19 protein-coding genes are annotated in these 16,777 nt (G+C 61.7%); 12 read left to right on the top strand and 7 right to left on the bottom strand.

What is annotated here, in order from left to right; genetic code table 11:
* Positions 1–180: 180 nt before the first annotated feature.
* The gene (locus tag QT222_RS18440; protein WP_491478012.1) at positions 181–1,299 is read right to left on the bottom strand and encodes a PGF-CTERM-anchored ABC transporter substrate-binding protein; all 1,119 of its coding nucleotides are present in this window, start codon (positions 1,297–1,299) and stop codon (positions 181–183) included.
* 60 nt (positions 1,300–1,359) lie between these two features.
* Between QT222_RS18440 and btuC the strand changes: the two genes are divergently transcribed.
* The 4 genes from btuC to QT222_RS18420 all read left to right on the top strand — a co-directional run bounded on the left by btuC (position 1,360) and on the right by QT222_RS18420 (position 5,933).
* Positions 1,360–2,454, top strand: coding sequence for a vitamin B12 ABC transporter permease BtuC (gene btuC, locus QT222_RS18435; RefSeq protein WP_004572553.1), 1,095 nt, complete (start codon positions 1,360–1,362; stop codon positions 2,452–2,454).
* Entirely contained in the window at positions 2,451–3,851 is a 1,401-nt protein-coding gene (locus QT222_RS18430) for a heme ABC transporter ATP-binding protein (RefSeq protein WP_004572552.1), read from the top strand. The genes btuC and QT222_RS18430 overlap by 4 nt, the downstream gene beginning before the upstream one ends.
* 123 nt (positions 3,852–3,974) lie before the next feature.
* On the top strand, positions 3,975–5,126 hold the full coding sequence (locus tag QT222_RS18425; RefSeq protein ID WP_491478011.1) for a tubulin/FtsZ family protein: 1,152 nt from the start codon (positions 3,975–3,977) through the stop codon (positions 5,124–5,126).
* Positions 5,127–5,234: 108 nt separating this feature from the next.
* Complete coding sequence (locus QT222_RS18420; RefSeq protein WP_004572550.1) at positions 5,235–5,933, top strand: RNA ligase partner protein; 699 nt, start codon at positions 5,235–5,237, stop codon at positions 5,931–5,933.
* A gap of 180 nt (positions 5,934–6,113) precedes the next feature.
* On the opposite strand, the gene QT222_RS18415 is transcribed toward QT222_RS18420, so the two are convergent.
* Positions 6,114–6,314, bottom strand: a complete 201-nt coding sequence (locus tag QT222_RS18415; protein WP_004572549.1) for a DUF7511 domain-containing protein — start codon at positions 6,312–6,314, stop codon at positions 6,114–6,116.
* Positions 6,314–6,655 carry a winged helix-turn-helix domain-containing protein gene (locus QT222_RS18410; RefSeq protein WP_004572548.1) on the bottom strand — a complete coding sequence of 114 codons (342 nt, stop codon included), beginning with the start codon at positions 6,653–6,655 and terminating at the stop codon, positions 6,314–6,316. The genes QT222_RS18415 and QT222_RS18410 overlap by 1 nt, the downstream gene beginning before the upstream one ends.
* Positions 6,656–6,840: 185 nt before the next feature.
* Here QT222_RS18410 and QT222_RS18405 point away from each other — a divergent pair, with 185 nt between their 5' ends.
* Entirely contained in the window at positions 6,841–7,482 is a 642-nt protein-coding gene (locus tag QT222_RS18405; RefSeq protein ID WP_004572547.1) for a helix-turn-helix domain-containing protein, read from the top strand.
* 95 nt (positions 7,483–7,577) lie between these two features.
* Positions 7,578–7,712, top strand: coding sequence for a DUF7560 family zinc ribbon protein (locus tag QT222_RS18400; RefSeq protein WP_425497317.1), 135 nt, complete (start codon positions 7,578–7,580; stop codon positions 7,710–7,712).
* Positions 7,713–7,745: 33 nt separating this feature from the next.
* Here QT222_RS18400 and QT222_RS18395 read toward each other — a convergent pair whose 3' ends face one another.
* A complete protein-coding gene (locus tag QT222_RS18395; protein WP_491478010.1) occupies positions 7,746–8,264 on the bottom strand; it encodes a halocyanin domain-containing protein in 519 nt (172 codons plus the stop codon).
* 100 nt (positions 8,265–8,364) lie between these two features.
* Between QT222_RS18395 and QT222_RS18390 the strand changes: the two genes are divergently transcribed.
* Genes QT222_RS18390 through QT222_RS18380 form a run of 3 tightly spaced genes read left to right on the top strand, consistent with a single transcriptional unit; the run spans position 8,365 to position 10,079 of the window.
* Positions 8,365–8,649: an Htur_1727 family rSAM-partnered candidate RiPP gene (locus QT222_RS18390; RefSeq protein WP_491478009.1), complete on the top strand. Its 285-nt coding sequence runs from the start codon at positions 8,365–8,367 to the stop codon at positions 8,647–8,649.
* Positions 8,646–9,842, top strand: coding sequence for a TIGR04347 family pseudo-SAM/SPASM protein (locus QT222_RS18385; RefSeq protein ID WP_491478008.1), 1,197 nt, complete (start codon positions 8,646–8,648; stop codon positions 9,840–9,842). Before QT222_RS18390 ends, QT222_RS18385 begins: the two co-directional genes overlap by 4 nt.
* 51 nt (positions 9,843–9,893) lie before the next feature.
* Entirely contained in the window at positions 9,894–10,079 is a 186-nt protein-coding gene (locus QT222_RS18380) for a hypothetical protein (RefSeq protein WP_491478007.1), read from the top strand.
* 241 nt (positions 10,080–10,320) lie between these two features.
* On the opposite strand, the gene QT222_RS18375 is transcribed toward QT222_RS18380, so the two are convergent.
* Positions 10,321–11,370 (bottom strand): NAD(P)/FAD-dependent oxidoreductase, encoded by a 1,050-nt coding sequence (locus QT222_RS18375; RefSeq protein WP_491478006.1) that lies wholly within the window; start codon positions 11,368–11,370, stop codon positions 10,321–10,323.
* A 153-nt stretch (positions 11,371–11,523) separates the two neighbouring features.
* On the opposite strand from QT222_RS18375, the gene QT222_RS18370 reads away from it, so the two are divergent.
* On the top strand, positions 11,524–11,808 hold the full coding sequence (locus tag QT222_RS18370) for a DUF357 domain-containing protein (RefSeq protein WP_004572541.1): 285 nt from the start codon (positions 11,524–11,526) through the stop codon (positions 11,806–11,808).
* A 59-nt stretch (positions 11,809–11,867) separates the two neighbouring features.
* The gene (locus QT222_RS18365) at positions 11,868–13,907 is read left to right on the top strand and encodes a histidine kinase N-terminal 7TM domain-containing protein (protein ID WP_491478005.1); all 2,040 of its coding nucleotides are present in this window, start codon (positions 11,868–11,870) and stop codon (positions 13,905–13,907) included.
* Between the two features lie 53 nt (positions 13,908–13,960).
* On the opposite strand, the gene cysS is transcribed toward QT222_RS18365, so the two are convergent.
* Both cysS and QT222_RS18355 read right to left on the bottom strand, forming a co-directional pair.
* Complete coding sequence (gene cysS / locus QT222_RS18360; protein WP_004572539.1) at positions 13,961–15,445, bottom strand: cysteine--tRNA ligase; 1,485 nt, start codon at positions 15,443–15,445, stop codon at positions 13,961–13,963.
* Positions 15,446–15,519: 74 nt separating this feature from the next.
* Positions 15,520–16,014 (bottom strand): DUF7523 family protein, encoded by a 495-nt coding sequence (locus QT222_RS18355; RefSeq protein ID WP_491478013.1) that lies wholly within the window; start codon positions 16,012–16,014, stop codon positions 15,520–15,522.
* A 141-nt stretch (positions 16,015–16,155) separates the two neighbouring features.
* Between QT222_RS18355 and QT222_RS18350 the strand changes: the two genes are divergently transcribed.
* Positions 16,156–16,777, top strand: a 622-nt coding sequence (locus QT222_RS18350; RefSeq protein ID WP_491478004.1) for a CbiX/SirB N-terminal domain-containing protein, incomplete at its 3' end; no start/stop codon positions are given.

Raw genomic sequence — 16,777 nt, 5'->3', positions numbered from 1 at the left:
GCGCAAGCGCGTCTATTGGCTCGGCGTCGTTGGCATCGTGATGATTCTCGGCGGGCAACTCTTGGCATTCTGGCTGTCCGCTGTGAGTCTCACTGACGTGCTCTCGGCGTTGTGACCACTGGCACGCTACGTACTCGCGGGGAACGTGCGAAAATAAAAACTGTCGAGATGCGCTGTTCCTTACCGGTACCGAGCGAGAAGTGCTACGGCGGCAAGCGCGATAACGCTCACAACCGAACCGAATCCGGGTGCGTCACTCTCGGTGGTCTGTTCGGGTGTCGCGGTCGTTTCGGGTTCTTCTTCGGTAGTGTTCTCGGTCGCGTTCTCCTGAGTCGTCGTTTCAGTTGCCGAGTCAGTCGATTCCGTCACCGACTCGTTCTGGAGTTCCTGATACTGCTCGTAGGCGTCGGGGTGGACCGCCTTCATGATTTCCTCACTCGCTTCGACCGCGCGCGGCGCAGGCTGTTGGAGTTTGTTGGCGTCGACGACGATGACGTTGCCTTCCTGTATGGCCGTCGTGCTGTTGTAGGCAGGACTGCTCGGAACCGGCGCGTGTGAGGGGACGACGATGTACTCGGGGTTCATGTCGACGACGGTCTCCTCGTTAATCTGGCCGAAGCCGGTGATGTTCGCCTCCGCCGCACCGTTTCGAAGCCCGGCGGTCGTCATAATCTCGGAGATGAACGTGTTCTTGCCCGAGGTGTAACCGAAGAACGCGTTGAGGCCGACGGGACGCTCGACACCGTCAAGTGCCTGTTCCATGTGCTGGATGGACGTGCGCATCTCCTCTGCGCGTTCGAGGCCGGAGTCGCAGTTACCGGTCATGCGACCGATACGTTCGGTTTTGTTCGCAACGCCGTCGAGCGACTTGCCGGACTCGAAGACGACGACAGTGAGATTGGCCGAGCGGAGTTGCTCGATGCGGTCGGGTTCGGCGTTGTACGAGGAGTTCGGGACGAGCACGAGGTCGGGGTCGAGATCGATAACGACCTCGACGTTGAGGCCGCTCGACGCCGAGACGTTCGTTTTCTCGCTCGCGCCGTCGAGGTACGTCGCGTACTGCGAGACGCCGACGACTTCGTCTTTCGCGCCGATTTCCCACATCGTCTGGGCGGCGCTCGGGTTGGTCGTAACGACGCGCTCGGGGTTCTCGGTGAGGTTCACTTCGGTTCCCGTGGCGTCGGTGACCGTTATCGGGAACGTACACTGTGCAGTCTGGTCTGTGGCCGCGACCGGCGCTGGGACGCCAGCGAACACGGTCACGAGTGCCAAGAGCGCGGCAACGTATCGGTAGTTCACGATAGTGGCCTCATCGGCAGTTCAATAAATATTTGCCTACTGAAAGCCCGGTTGTGTTAGATGAGTGTTCGAACGCGGGCGACCACGTGGGCGATTGGCCTCGCCGCGCTTTTAGTCCTCGTTATCGTGGTGAGCGCCGGCATCGGTGCAGTCACCATCCCACCGCGGACCGTCGTCACAATCCTCGTCGACGCGGTCCCGATTCCAGTCGGTGTTTCCGTCCGTAGTTCGACTATCCTTCCGCTCGTGGGGTCGGTCCCGACGCCGAGCATCGAGTTCGTCTCGCCGTTCGATTTCACCGTTCCCAGAACCGCCCGCATCATCGTTCTCTCGGTTCGGCTCCCGCGGATTCTCCTCGCAGCGCTCGTCGGATTCGCACTCGCAACCGCGGGGACCGTCATGCAGGGATTCTTCCGGAATCCGATGGCTGACCCGTCTATCGTCGGTGTCTCGTCGGGTGCTGCTGTGGGTGCGGTGTCGACTATCGTACTGCCGCTTTCGATTCCGTTCGGACTCGAAGGAGCGGCCTTCGTCAGCGCCGTCGTCACCGCTTTCGTCGTCTACCTGCTTGCGACGGAAAACGGCCGAACGCCCGTTGCAACTTTGCTTCTCGCTGGCGTCGCCATCCAGACGTTTCTCGGCGCGGTTATCTCGTTTCTCCTCCTCCAGAGCGGTGAGAGCCTCCGGCAGGTCGTCTTCTGGCTCATGGGTCACCTCGCGGGCGCGACGTGGGACGAAGTGGGGATGCTTTCTCTCGTGCTCCCGCTTCCGTTTCTCCTCTTGCTCGTCCACGCCCGCGACCTGAACGTCTTACTCCTCGGCGAAGACGACGCCCACGCCCTCGGAATCGAAGTCGAGCGGGCGAAACAACTCCTGCTTGCTACGGCGAGTGTCGTCACCGCGGCCGCGGTTGCGGTTTCGGGCGTTATCGGATTCGTCGGTCTCGTCGTCCCGCACATGCTCCGACTCGTCGTCGGTCCCGACCACCGGATTCTCCTCCCGGCGTCGGCGCTGGCGGGCGCGTCGTTTCTCGTCGCCACCGACACGATTGCCCGGTCGGGCGCGGCTGAGATTCCGGTCGGCGTGGTAACCGCCGCGGTCGGTGCGCCGTTTTTCCTCTATCTCCTCCGCACGCGGGAGGTGCACTCGCCGTGAGTGATGCCTCCACGAGCGACGACCCCAAGAACGACCCCTTCGACGCCGACCCGGCAATCGAACTCGACGACGTCTCGGTGTCCCTCGGCGGCCAGCAGATACTCGACGCCATCTCCGCTGAGATTGGCGACGGGACGTTCGTCGGCCTCATCGGCCCCAACGGTGCGGGGAAGACGACGCTTCTCCGGACGCTCAACGGTGCACTGACACCGGAACGCGGGACCGTCAAAATCACCGGCGAAGATATTCACGCGCTCTCATCGAAGGCGGCGAGCAGACTCGTCGCGACCGTCCCGCAGACGACGAGCGTCACCTTCGACTTCCCCGTCCGTGAGGTCGTCAAGATGGGTCGGACGCCCCACCGTGGCCGGTTCGACGGGTGGAGCGCGGCCGACGAGGCGGCAGTCGAGCGGGCGATGGAGCGGACCACCATCACGGCCCTCGAAGACCGCCCCGTTACGGAAGTAAGCGGCGGCGAGCGACAGCGCGTCCTCATTGCCCGTGCGCTGGCACAGAAGACGCCCGTCTTGCTCCTCGACGAACCGACCGCCAGCCTCGACATCAACCATCAGGTTCGGACGCTCGAACTCGTCTCCGACCTCGTCGCTGATGGGACGACCGCGGTGGCGGCTATTCACGACCTGAATCTCGCGGCTCACTACTGTGATGCTTTGGTACTCCTTTCCGGCGGCCGAATCCTGTCGGCTGGCGACCCCGAGATGGTGCTCACCGAGTCCAACTTGCAGACGGCATTCGACGCCGAGGCGGTCGTCTCCCGGCACCCCGTGACTGGTTCCGTCTACGTGACTGCACTCCCGCAATCGTCCGACGATGCGAGCGGTCGCGTTCACGTCGTCGGTGGCGGCGGAACCGGTGCGCGAGCACTCCACGTCCTCTCTGCCGCGGGCTATGCGCTTTCTGCCGGCGTGCTCAACGAAGGCGACACCGACGCCGAAGCCGCCCGACGGGTCGGTGCAGACCTCGCGACGGTCCCGCCCTACGCCCCAGTTGACGATGCTGCACAGGCGGCCCTCGAATCGAACATCGAAGCCGCCGACGTGACCGTCGTCGCAGACGTGGAAGTCGGCGAAGGGAACCTCGCAAACCTCGAAGCCGCGACGGCCGCTGAGTACCTCGTCCTCGTCGAAGAACGTCCGTTTTCAGAACGAAACTACGCCGGTGACGCCGGTCGCGCCGTCTACGAGCGACTCCGCGACCGAGGCCACGTGGTGTCTTCCAGCGAGTTACTTTCCACCGTCGGTGAACTCGCCTGCGAGTCGTTCCGCGAGCGTTCAGGCGAGATGAAAGACGATACCGATACCAGCGATGTGGAAGGTGACGCCGACGAGACGGACAGCGGTTTTGACGACTCACCATACCACTCAAATCAGTCCTAACGGGCCGTCGACGACTCACGGTCTCCCACAACTGTTAGCCATTGACTGATACGTGTCTACGCAGCGCATACTCAAACATAGTGCGTCCGTCTTGACATTCAGAATTTCGAGAGGAACCGGACTATGAAGCTCGCACTCATCGGGGTCGGTCAGGCTGGCGGAACGGTCGCCGACGCCCTCATTGACTACGACCGACGAACCGGAACTGGCTTCGTCGCCGACGCAATTGCCGTCAATTCGGCTCGTTCGGACTTACGAGAACTGCGGCACGTCCCAGCGTCGCGGCAGGTTCTCGTCGGGTTACCTCACGTGATGGGTCACGGCGCCGGTGCAGACATCGAGCTCGGTGCAGACATTGTTGCCGAAGACATCTGCGATGTGCTCGTGATGGTCGACGACCTCCCGATTCACGAAATCGATGCCTTCCTTGTCGTTGCTGGACTCGGTGGCGGCACCGGCTCCGGCGGCGCACCCGTCATCGCACGTGAACTCAGCCGAAGCTACGCCAAGCCCGTCTACGGACTCGGACTGTTGCCCGCACGAGACGAAGGCGGTATCTACGTCATCAACGCCGCGCAGTCGCTCCAGACGTTCGTCCACGAGGTTGACAACCTCATACTCTTCGACAACGAGAACTGGCGTCGAAGCGGTGACGCTGCGTACGAGATGCCTAACTCGGAACTCGCCCGCCGATTGGGCGTGCTGTTCGGTGCCGACGGAACCGACGCCAACGCGGACTCGACTATCGAGACGTCCGAAATCATCAGTACGCTCGCAACCGGCGGCATTTCGACGGTCGGCTACGTATCGGTCGAACACGATAGACCCGAGCGAGGGCTTCTCTCTCGACTCGTCGGGAGACGCACCGACTCCGATGACACCCCTCACTCGACGAACCGACTCGCCAACCTCGTGAGACGTGCCGCCCTCGGCCGACTCACGCTCCCGTGTCAAATAGCCGATATTGAACGCGGACTCGTCATCGTCGCCGGGCCACCAGACGTGCTCACCCGCCGCGGTCTCGAACGAGGTCGGGCGTGGGTCGAAGACGAGACCGGGTCGCGGGAGATTCGTGGCGGCGACTATCCCGTCGAATCGAACTACGTGGCTGCTGTCGTCCTCTTTTCCGGTGTGTACGATGTCCCGCGTGTAAAGGAACTTCAGGCAGTCGCCATCGAGGCACAGCGAGAGATGTTCGCCACGCCCGAGTCGAATGTCGAACCACTCGAAAATCTCGTTGAGACCGATGCCGACCAACTCAAACCGCTGTTTTGAATCTGGGCTGATTCCAGTGTCGTCGGAACTGACTCATCACTCACACAGAGCTGAATGTACCTCTCACACGGGGAAGGGTCATGGTCCACGAGTGCGAATGTCTATCTAATGGCCGAGTACCCGCTCAAACAACGGTTCGTGCTCGACACCTCACTTTTTCTCTCCGAGGAGATTCGAGACGACGACGAAACGTTCGAAGAGGGAGTCGAGCGACTCCTCGATACGATTGCTGCCGCTCGACTGGACCTGAATATCTCGTGTTACATGCCGCCGTCTATCGCCGCCGAACTGGAGCACGTGCTCCGTGAACGCGGCGTTTCGGAGGACGTGCTCGGCAAACTCGACACGTGGGTCATCAAGAAACACCCCGACCGCTACGAGGTGTACATCCCCGCCGAAATCGTCTATCGGTTTATCGACGAGATGTCGGACCGGGTCAATCGCGGTCTCCGCGTCTCCGAGAAAGCCGTCCGGAAGGCCGAAGAGTCCAAACGGCGGTCCGACGGGGGGTCGGAACTCTCGGACGTGGATAAGGTAATCTCCGACCTCCGCGAGGATTATCGCGGCGCGCTCAGACAGGGCGTTCTCGACTCGCGTGAGGACTTTGACCTCCTCATCCTCGCCCGCGAATTGAACGCCGGTGTCGTTACCGAGGACACCGGCATCATCAGTTGGGCCGCCGACTTCGGTCTCAGGAATCTCCGCGGGCGGGCCTTTCCGACCTTACTCGAAGAGTACCTCATGGAACTCGACAGCCTCCGCCCGCAGCGCGGAGACGGCGACCCGACCGACCATAGCCGGTTATAATCGTTCGTCTTCGGCTAACCCGAACCGACCGCGCTCAGCCGTTCCCACCGACCGCGCCCAGCCGTTCCCACCGACCGCGCTCAGCCGTTCCCAACCGTCTCGGCCACGCTGCTACATAAGCTACCGACTAACTCGTCACGAGACACATTTGAGAATACCATTTTCGGCCCTGTAACGTCACTATCGCATCGAGTCGAGGTCGACGAACGTGTCGTCGAGTGCGGTCACCCACGTTGTCAGCAGTTCGTCCGGAGTCGCATCTTCGGGATGAATCGTACATTCTTCGCGTCCGTCATCGCGGGTGACGATGCGCGACGTAAGTCGCGGCCGCGTGGGAACTTCGGTGTTCGAACCCGGTGTGTGTGCTGATTCAGAACCCATCAGAACTCCCCCGGGATGACGACATCGAGTCCGTCCTCGTCGTTCAAACAGACCGTAACCGAGTCTACCTCCGTCCGATACTCGTGTGTGTGCGTTCCGTTTGCGCGTAACTGCAGGGTCTCTTCGAGAAGGTTCGCGTCCGAAAGCTGTTCGAGTTTCCGGTAGGTCGTCGAAAGCGGTACATCACACGTGCTCGAAAGCTCCTGTGCAGTCATCGGGTTGGCTGCGCCCTGAAGCGTCGTGAGTATCTGTCTGCACGCACGGTCCGAGAGTGCTTCGAGAACCTGCTCTGCCTGCATCTCGGCGGGGTTGGTCGGGTTGCGTCTAAGGCCGGTCTGCATGCTCATCTGGTGTTTGGTCCGCGTAGCCCCTCGAAGTCCACCCCGAATATGCGGGGCACTTTATACATCTCACAAACACGTCGCCGAGAATCCGCCCGGTCAACGCGGCTGAACAGGGCCCGCAATATAAAGGCCCGGTGTATCGTGGGTGTTTATATCAGGGCCTGGGGCCGCTGTGTACATACATGACGAGCGCAGCGGGCATCAGAGCAGAGTTGAAAGTGACGGGTCCGACGGACTGCCCCGTCGCATCGGTATCCGAGGGTGACACATCCGGGTACGCGCTGTCGCGAAGCATGTCCCCGAACGAGGATGGGGCCGTTACCGAGGAGTTCGTCTTCGACGACACCGACAGCATCCCCGATGAGATGGACCAACTGTTCGACTACGGCGACGGGAGCGTCTATCGGTTCGAACGCGAGGGAGGTGTCGGGTGTCCATGCGAGCAAGTCGAGACGTTCGACTGCCCCGTGGTCGACGTACAGACGCGTGACGGCGCGCTCTTCTTGACGTTCCATGCCCCCGATGTGGACACGCTCCGTGACGTTGTCTCCGCCCTTCGTGAAGCGTCCGGCTCAGTGGACGTGCGTCGGCTCCTCCAGTCGTCTTCCGACGAATCCCGCGACCTCGTGTTAGTCGAACGCGGACAACTCACCGACCGGCAGCGTGAGGTGCTGGAGAAGGCCCACGATATGGGATACTTCGACCACCCACGGCGCGCCAACAAGGGGGAGGTGGCGACCGAACTCGGCATCACGACGTCGACGTTCTCCGAACATCTCGCGATGGCACAAAAGAAGCTCATGGGTGCCATTCTACAGGACTGACGCGATGACGATTGCCGGAGAACTATCAGTGCCCCGTGAATTGAGGGTGTGCTCCCTCGGGTTCGAGGAGCCTACTAATAGTTGGTGAGCCTCCAATGCACGAGTTCGACGTGACCTGTCCACAGTGTGGTGAGCGATATCGGGTCAACGAACCGATGTTACAGACGCTCCGCGAAACGGGCTGTGTCCTGTGTACGGCACCGTTGAGTGACGCTGAAAAGATAGCGTGAAAGATTAGTTGCGTTTCTGCGGTCCAGCGGCGTCTACTCGACGACGACTGCGCCGACCATACCGAGTTGTTCGTGGGGAACACAGACGTAGCGGTACTCTCCTGTCTCTTCGAACGTGTACTCGAAGGTGTGGCCCTCAGTGCTGGTGATTTCCGACTCGAACAGCCCGTTTTCTCGCTCGACGACGTTGTGCGTCCCGCCGTTGCCCGTCCACTGCCAGACGACGGTCGTATCTGGTGAGACCTTCACTGCAGCAGGGGTGAAGGCCAAGTATCCGCCGCCGTTGCCTTCCGCGCCGACAGTGACACTGACCGTGTCTTTGCCGGTCATGTCGTGGACGCCGTCGTAGTTGTCGGTTCGGTCGAACCAGCCGCCGAAGTCTCGGCTTTCGGTGTCGGCCGTGGTGGTCGCGTCGGAGTCGCCACCGCCGGTGTCACCGCCGTTTTCGCCTGAATCGGTATCCGCAGAGCTGGAACACCCCGCGAGAAGCGCAATTCCGGTAGATGCAGCCGTTGCGTGAAGGAAAGTCCGCCGAGAGAATCGTTCCGTCATCGTTCACCGCTACTTTGTACTGGAGCAAGTCTACTGCTTCGATTCCCACGCGCTGAAAACGTGCGAAACGAGCGTAGCGTTCCCTTCCGAAGGTGTGCACATGGATAGCGACGACGACCCGAGGCGAAAGGCCCGAATCGACGGAAGTCGCCAGTGGGAAGTACTCTTCCGCGAGGATTCGACCGAACCGATGCGTCACGTCGGCAGCGTGACCGCACCGTCCGGCGACCTCGCAGTTGAGCAGGCGAGAACTCTCTTCGGCGACGACGAGGGAGCGATATGGCTCTGTCCGGCCGACGAGATGCTTCGACTCGGCGGGAACGACCTGCAAGCCAAGGGAAATACGTCGTCGACTGCCGCCGAAAGTGAGGGATCCCCCGAATGATTTCGATTAGCAAACTCCTGTGTGGCCGCGGCGCCGAAGGCGACGGTCTCCGCTACGACGACCCGAACGAGAACTACGAGCAGATTCGAGAAGAGAATCAAAAGCGGCCTGTCGTCGTCTGGAACACGACGCGGCGGTGCAACCTCTACTGCGAACACTGCTATGCGGGTGCCGACCTCGACCCCGCGCAGGGTGAACTGTCGACCGCGGAAGCGAAGGGGCTAATCGACGATTTAGCCGCCTACGACGTACCGGTCCTTCTGTTTTCGGGCGGCGAACCGCTCGTCCGCGAAGACCTCGTCGAACTCGTCGACTACGCGACCGACGCGGGTATCCGTGCAGTCCTTTCGACTAACGGGACGCTCATCACGGAAGAGAAGGCGGCCGCACTCCGTGACGCCGGTCTCTCCTACGCCGGCGTCTCCGTCGACGGTCTCGAAGAGCGAAACGACCGATTCCGAGGGAAAGATGGCGCGTTCGACGCCGCGGTTCGCGGCATCGAGAACTGCCTCTCCGTGGGCCTCAAGACCGGCCTTCGGTACACCATCACCGAGCACAACGCCGCCGACATGGAAGACGTGGTCGACCTCCTGTACGACGTGGGTGTCGACCGTTTCTGTTTCTACCACCTCGACTACGGCGGCCGCGGCGGCGACATCGCCGACGCCGACCTCGACGACGAGGCCCAGCGACGCGCCGTCCGCCGTCTTTTCGACATGACCCGCGAGTACCACGAGGCAGGCGAGAACATCGAGACGCTGTTAGTCGGTAACTACGCCGACTCCGCGTACGTCGTCGAATACGCGGAAGAGGAACTCGGACGCGACTACGCCGACGAAATTCACCGGTATCTCCGCGTCAACGGCGGCGACCCGACCGGCGAGCGCGTCGCCGACGTTGACTACCGCGGCGACGTGCATCTCACGCAGTTCTGGCAGAGTTATAGCCTCGGTAACGTCCGCGACAGACCCTTCGGTGACATCTGGGACGACGAGTCCAACCCGCTTCTCGCCAAACTCCGCGAGCGGGAGCAGTACCTCACCGGGAAGTGCGCTACGTGCCAGTATCAGGACGTTTGTCGCGGGTCGTCACGCCTCCGTTCGCTCGCGGCGACCGGGGAGCTATTCGGTCCCGACCCGCAGTGTTACCTGACACCTGAAGAGCGCGGCGTGACTGTGGAACCGGCGGACTGAGCGGGCTTCGTCCCCGACTACTTATTGTTCCCCAGAGAGTGAACAGAGACCATGGAAACCGAGCGAGGAGTCCCGAATATTCTCGGTGGTGGTCTCGTGGGCGTCAGCCTTCTGTTCTTCGCAGTCGCGGTCGCCGACCTGACAAACGTGCTCGACGCGCCCCTGTTTGCGAGCATCTACGCCGTTTTCGGCGTTATCAGCGCGTCTACCGGGCTGGTTCTGTCACAACTCACGTAAAGCGGAGAGGATGTGCAGTAGCGTAGTCACGGTGTGAGGAATTATAGTAGCGTTTGCAACTGGTGACACATCCGGTCGAATGACAGCGGTCGAGCGAGTGTACGATGACTTGCAAACGATACTATAGGTGCGATTAGCTATCTCGTCTTGAGTCTCGGCTACCAAGGCTTCGTTCCGAGTGCGTCCCCAGACGAGAATCGGACGCACCGAGAAGAAAGCGACTCCTGAGACGCCGAATCGATTATTCCGCCGCGCCGGTCGCGGCCTGCTTTTCCTCGCGTTCGAGTTCTTCGAGGTAGTCGTCGGCGTCGAGGGCGGCCTTCACGCCCATGCCACCCGCCGTCGCGGCCTGCTGGTAGTGGTAGTCCACAACGTCGCCCGCGGCGAAGATGCCGGGCACGTCCGTCGCCGTCTGGCCGCCGCCGGAGCCGCCTTTGGCGATGATGTAGCCGTCTTCGTCGCGCTGGACGCCCGTGCCTTCGAGGTAGTCGGCGTTCGGCGTGTGGCCGATTGCGTAGAACACCGCGCCAACGTCGAAGTCGAACTCCTCGGTCTCGGGGTCGTCGAGTTTGGCCGTCGGGTGGCCCTCGGGGTTGCGGACGAGCGTCACGTGGTCGACACCCTCCTCAGCGGAGCCGTGGAGTTCGGTCGCTTCGGTGTTGAGCATCAGCTCGATTTCGTCCTCGTCGACCTTCTCCATCAGGCGGTCGACCCAGTAGTCTTCGGCGCGGAACTCCTCGCGGCGGTGGACGAGGTACACCTTCGAGGCGAACTTCGTGAGGAAGTTTGCCTCCTCGACGGCCGCGTCGCCGCCACCGATGACCATAATCTTCTCGTCGCGGAAGAACGCGCCGTCACAGGTCGCACACGTCGAGAGGCCGTAGCCCATCAGGTCATCTTCGCCGGGGATGCCGAGCGTCCGCGCCGACGCGCCGGAAGCAGAGATGAGTGCGTCGGTGGTGTAGACATCGCCGTTCTGCAGTGTGACCGTGAAGGGGCGCTCCGATGCATCGACATCCTCGATGATGCCGTGGCGAATCTCCGTGCCGAAGCGCTTGGCCTGCTCTTTCATGTTGTTGATGAGTTCGGGACCGGAGATACCCTCGGGGAAGCCGGGATAGTTGTCGACTTCCGTCGTAAGGGTAAGCTGGCCACCCGGCTCGTCGCCTTCGAATACGAGTGGTTCGTTGTTGGAGCGCGCAGCGTAGATAGCCGACGAGAGGCCAGAAATGCCCGAACCAGCGATGATGAGCTTCCTGTGCTCGACGAACGAATCGGCGTCTTCTGTCATGGCTCGTAGTTCGCTTCAGCGGTGTCTTAAGGTTTCGCTGTATTGCGAGACCTGCTACAAAACCGCCACGAGAACACATATCACAGATGTGCGAGCCGGTCGTCACCAACACGGAGCGAAAGACCGGTATCCGTTGCGGACACACAACTGGACATGACCGCCGACCTTCACGAGAAGACGAACCGATACGAGAGCATGCTCGCCGATGCGCTCGATGAAGCAGTACAGGCCGTCCCCGAGGAGACTCATCTCGGCCACGCTGCTGCCGACTGCCTCGAAATGGCCGAATCCTATCTCGACGACGGCCGCCACTTCAAAGATACGGATGACTGGGTGAACGCGCTCGCATCATTCTCCTACGGGTACGGCTGGCTGGACGCTGGCGTTCGGATGGGACTGTTCGACATCCCGGACGACTCACACCTCTTTACGATGTGATTCTCGGCAGCTGACAGTACTGCCAACCCTTATAACACGGGTCCGTTTGTTTTCGCACGATGGACGGTACGTGGCAGTTTCATCCCATCTTTATCCCCCTCATTGTGTCTGTCCTCTTGGCGGGAGCAATCGCTGCGTACTCGTTTCGATATCGCACGACGACCGGTGCAACTGCACTCGGGACGATTACCGTCGCTTCAGCGTGGTGGTCCGCGTTGTATCTTCTCCAACTTGCCGGAACCAGTGTGGAGTGGCAATTGTTCTGGCTTCGACTGTCATATGTCGGTGTCAGCGTCCTCCCACCCGCGTGGCTCGCCTTCGCCCTCCAGTACGCCGACTCTCGAATCACGCCCACACGGAAGCGGATTGCAATTATCACCGTGCCGTCTGTTCTCTTGTCAGCCATGGTCATGGCGAATCCTCTCCACGGACTTGCGTGGACTGTGACCGGTATCACCGAGTCACCGCTCGTCGTCGTCCAGCGTGAACTCCACCTGTGGTACTACGCCCACGTCGCCTACTCGTATCTGCTGGTTCTTCTCGGGATGTCGGTTCTATTGCGCCGAATCCTTCGGTTGCGGCGAGTCCTCCGAATACAGGGACTCGCTATCTTCGCCGGTGCTGCCGTCTCACTCGCACCAAATATCTACTGGGTCCTGGGTGGTTCGGTACTCAACTACACGTCTATCGCGTTCGCCGCCTCCGGCGTGCTCTTCGCGGTTGCACTCTTTCGATATCGGCTCTTGGACCTCGTGCCAGTCGCCCGGGACACCGTCGTCGAGGAGATGCGAGACGCCTACGTTGTCCTCGACAAGGACCGTCGAATCATCGATTTGAATCCGGCAGCACAGCAACTGCTCTCGTCGCCCGATGATTCTATTGGATGCCATCTCTCGACGGTGGCACCGCCAATCGACGACCTTCTCGAAGACGTACAGGGCGACAGCAGACAGGATACGACAGTCGTCTTCGAGGTAGATGGGGACGGGACCCATCGGTATCTCGAAGTCAGGGCATCGCCGCTTGCCGAAGGTGAAAGCGGGATGGTCGTCACCATCCGTGACGCGACTGAGCGACAGCGTGCTCAGCGGCGATTTCAATCCTCCATCGAACACGCGTCGGATGTCATTGCCGTCCTCGACGAGGAGGGTCGAATCGAGTACGTGAGTCCGCCAATCGAAGAGTTGACCGGACATTCTCCGGACGCACTCATCGGCAAATCCAGTTTCGACCTTGTCGATGACGTGGACCTCGACTCGGTGAAACAGACGTTTTCCCGAATTTGTGAACTGCCGGGGGGAGCCGAACGATTCGAGGCGCGCATTAGCGGCCCCGGAGACGACCCCGTGGTCGTCGAAGGAATCGGACGAAACCTACTGAACGAGCCGTTCGTAGAGGGTATCGTCCTGAACCTTCGAGATATCACCGAACGGACGAAACGAGAACGGAAACTCAGTCGGGCGAACGAGCGACTGGAACGGTTCGCAAGCGTGGTCTCTCACGACCTCCGCAACCCGCTCAACATCGCATCCGGTCATCTCGAACTGGCGCGCGAGACGGGAGACGACGCCCACACAGAGACGGCACAACGCGCACTCGAACGGATGGACGACATCATCCAGGATGCGCTCAGTCTCGCCCGACACGGGCAAATCGTCGAGGACCCGACGCCGGTTCGACTCGGAAACATCGCTTCGCTAGCGTGGGATGTCGTCGTGACGGACAACGCGCAACTCACTATCGAATCGGACGGAACCATCGCCGCCGACCCCGACCGACTCCGGCGGCTCTTCGAAAACCTCGTTCGTAACGCGTTCGAACACGGCGGCGACGACATCAATCTCTGGGTCGGAACGACCGACGACGGATTCTACGTCGAAGATTCGGGAATGGGAATTCCAGAGGACAAACGAGACGACGTGTTCGAGTCGGGGTTTTCGACGAACAGCGGCGGAACCGGACTCGGGCTCGCTATCGTCGCCGAAATCGTGGATGCCCACGGCTGGGACATCTACGTCGAACACGGCCGAGACGGGGGTGCGCGGTTCGTCGTGAGCGGTGCGTCAGTCGACATCGGTGAGACGGCGACGCAGCCGTAGCCGGCAGTGACTTCGAGGCCGAAAAGAAAGCTGTTGAGTCGTGGTGTGACTGCTTACTCGAAGCGGAACGTCGCGCCGTCAGAACTGTCTTCGACTTCGACACCGAGAGCAGTCAGTTCGTCTCGAAGTTCGTCCGCGCGCTCGTAATTACCTGCCTCGCGTTCGGCCTCGCGCACGTCCAAGACGAGTTGCACGAGGTCTTCGGCGACTGAGACGTCGCCCCCGTCGCCCGACTCGCCGAAGGAGAGTCCGAACACCTCGCCACCGAGGGCCTCGAACGTCTCGATTGCCTCGCGGAGAGCGCGATAGTCGTACTCGTCGGCGTCGCCGACGTGTCGGTTGACCGCGCTTGCGAGTTCGAGCAGTTCCGCCATCGCCTCGCGGACGTTGAAGTCGTCGTTCATCGCCTCGCGGAAGTTCTCGCGGGTCTCGTCAACGGCCTTGCGGAGTTCTGTCGCTTCGACTTTCGTCCGCGCGTCGGGACTGTCGCACGCTTCGACGGCGGTCTCGTAGGCGCGTTCGAGTCGGCTCCAGCGCTCTTCGGCTTCCGAAATCGTCTCTTCGGAGTACGTCTGTTCGGAGCCGTAGGCGGTCGAGAGATAGAACGTCCGAATCACATCAGCGCCGAACTCGCCGAGCGCGTCGTGGACGGTAAAGAAGTTCCCCAGGCTGGAACTCATTTTGTCGCCTTCGGTCTGGAGCAAGCCGACGTGGAGCCAGTAGCGGGCGAACTGTTGGCCGGTCGCGGCTTCCGACTGGGCAATCTCGTTTTCGTGATGCGGGAACACGAGGTCGCGGCCGCCGACGTGGATGTCGATGGTTTCGTCGAGGTGGGTCATCGACATCGCAGAGCACTCGATGTGCCACCCGGGTCGGCCCTCGCCCCACGGCGACTCCCACGTCTGCCCGCACGGGTCCGTAAGCGGGTCAAGGTCGGGATGTCGGTGTTCGGCCGCCGTCTCGGGTGCGACGGCACCGGCCTTCCAGAGTGCGAAGTCGGTGGGGTTCCGCTTCTCGGAGCGCTCGCTGTCGTTTGCGCGGGACTCCAATTCTTCGAGTTTCTGGTTCGAGAGTTTGCCGTAGTCGTCGAACGTGGACACGTCGAAGTAGACGGAACCGTTCGACTCGTAGGCGTGCCCGCGGTCGACGAGCGTCTCGATGAGGTCGATAATCTCGGGAATGTGCTCGGAGACGCGCGGGTAGACCTCCGCTCGCTTCAGATTGAGGCCGCGCATGTCGCTGATTACGTCGTCGACGAAGTGTTCGGCGACGGACGATTCGTCCTCGCCGAGGTCGTCTTCGCCGATGCGGGCGGCAATCTTCTCGTTCACGTCGGTGAAGTTTTCGACGTGTCGGACGTCGTAGCCCTCGTATTCGAGCCAGCGGTGCATCAGGTCTGCGTGCATCCACAGGCGAGCGTGGCCGAGGTGTGCGTCGTCCGAGACCGTCAGTCCACAGACGTAGAGCAGCACTTCGTCGCCGTGCGACTCGAACTCCTCGCGCGCTCCCGTCAGGGTGTTGGTCACGGACAGGGTCATCGCTCTCGGCTACTCGTGGGAGGATTTTCAACCCGTCGGAACGAGTGTCGGAGAATCCCTCACTGCCGAAACACTCAGACGTACACGTTCTCGATAGCCGATTCGACGACTCGGAGCGCGGCGGCCCCCTGTCGACGCGGAACGACGACCGCCATCGTGTCGCCAGCGACGCCAGCCGAATCGACGACGACGGACTCGGCATCGAGGCGTGAGAGGACAGTCGTGAGGGCTGCCGTGTCGACTTCACCCTCGGCAATTATCGCGGTGAGCGGGCCACCGGCCGCAAGGTCGACACCGGCAACCGAGAGAATCGGCTCGTCGTCCGTTTCCTCGATATCCTCACCGACGAGTCCGACGCCGCTGCGCATCGTCACGGTCGCCTCGCGGGCATCGGGTTCGAGTTCGGGCAGGTCTTCGGCAAAGCGCCGGAGTGCGGCCGCAACCGCGTCGTCGTCTCCGAGGTCGAGATAGGAGGCGACGGCGGCATAGTTGACGACGCCCGCACGGAGCGCGGTGAGGAGGAACGGTCGTTCGCGAACGGCATCGCGCGCGTCGGCGGCGAGAGACAGATCTGGGGGGTCGTCGGGCGTGTGCAAAAAGCCGCCGCCATCGACGCTTCGTGAACGGGCGGTGAACGCGAGTTGGCTGAACGCCAAGATTCCTTTTCTGGATGCGAAGTTCATAAGACAGTCCCGTCGTAACCCCCGGACATGCAAGCGCTGGTCATCGTGGCGCACGGGTCGCACCTGAACCCGGATTCGAGCGCACCCACCTACGACCACGCGGATACTATCCGCGACGTAGACGCGTTCGACGAGGTCCGAACCGGATTCTGGAAGGAAGAGCCGTCGATTCGTGAAGTCCTCCGAACCGTCGAGTCCGACGAGGTGTACGTGGTCCCGCTTTTCGTCAGCGAGGGCTACTTCACCGAGCAGGTCATCCCGCGAGAGCTTCGGCTCGATGGGTGGAACGTATCTGACTGGGAGTCCGACGGACTTTCGGCATCACACGTCACGCTCACCGCCGACGACGTACCCGAAAAGAGGGTCCACTACTGCGGTCCGGTCGGGACGCACGAGGCGATGACCGATGTCATCGTCCGTCGCGCGGAATCCGTCACCGGCGACCCGAACGTCGGCGGGGGATTCGGACTCGCGGTCGTCGGTCACGGAACCGAGCGCAACGAGAACTCCGCGAAAGCAATCGAGTACCACGCCGACCGCATTCGAGAGAAGGGTCGATTCGACGAGGTACAGGCGCTCTACATGGACGAAGAGCCGGAAGTCGACGACGTGACCGACTTCTTCGAGTCCGACGACATCGTCGTCGTCC

It is taken from the genome of Haloferax sp. s1, assembly GCF_058382125.1.
Note: the sequence above shows the minus strand (reverse complement) of the source record. Positions and strands in the feature narration are given on the sequence as shown.

Coding starts and splice junctions, on each gene's coding strand:
- btuC (WP_004572553.1), top strand. CDS start 1,360: ATGAGTGTTCGAACGCGGGCGACCACGTGGGCGATTGGCCTCGCCGCG.
- QT222_RS18425 (WP_491478011.1), top strand. CDS start 3,975: ATGAAGCTCGCACTCATCGGGGTCGGTCAGGCTGGCGGAACGGTCGCC.
- QT222_RS18420 (WP_004572550.1), top strand. CDS start 5,235: ATGGCCGAGTACCCGCTCAAACAACGGTTCGTGCTCGACACCTCACTT.
- QT222_RS18415 (WP_004572549.1), bottom strand. CDS start 6,314: ATGGGTTCTGAATCAGCACACACACCGGGTTCGAACACCGAAGTTCCC.
- QT222_RS18410 (WP_004572548.1), bottom strand. CDS start 6,655: ATGCAGACCGGCCTTAGACGCAACCCGACCAACCCCGCCGAGATGCAG.
- QT222_RS18405 (WP_004572547.1), top strand. CDS start 6,841: ATGACGAGCGCAGCGGGCATCAGAGCAGAGTTGAAAGTGACGGGTCCG.
- QT222_RS18400 (WP_425497317.1), top strand. CDS start 7,578: ATGCACGAGTTCGACGTGACCTGTCCACAGTGTGGTGAGCGATATCGG.
- QT222_RS18395 (WP_491478010.1), bottom strand. CDS start 8,264: ATGACGGAACGATTCTCTCGGCGGACTTTCCTTCACGCAACGGCTGCA.
- QT222_RS18390 (WP_491478009.1), top strand. CDS start 8,365: ATGGATAGCGACGACGACCCGAGGCGAAAGGCCCGAATCGACGGAAGT.
- QT222_RS18385 (WP_491478008.1), top strand. CDS start 8,646: ATGATTTCGATTAGCAAACTCCTGTGTGGCCGCGGCGCCGAAGGCGAC.
- QT222_RS18380 (WP_491478007.1), top strand. CDS start 9,894: ATGGAAACCGAGCGAGGAGTCCCGAATATTCTCGGTGGTGGTCTCGTG.
- QT222_RS18375 (WP_491478006.1), bottom strand. CDS start 11,370: ATGACAGAAGACGCCGATTCGTTCGTCGAGCACAGGAAGCTCATCATC.
- QT222_RS18370 (WP_004572541.1), top strand. CDS start 11,524: ATGACCGCCGACCTTCACGAGAAGACGAACCGATACGAGAGCATGCTC.
- QT222_RS18365 (WP_491478005.1), top strand. CDS start 11,868: ATGGACGGTACGTGGCAGTTTCATCCCATCTTTATCCCCCTCATTGTG.
- cysS (WP_004572539.1), bottom strand. CDS start 15,445: ATGACCCTGTCCGTGACCAACACCCTGACGGGAGCGCGCGAGGAGTTC.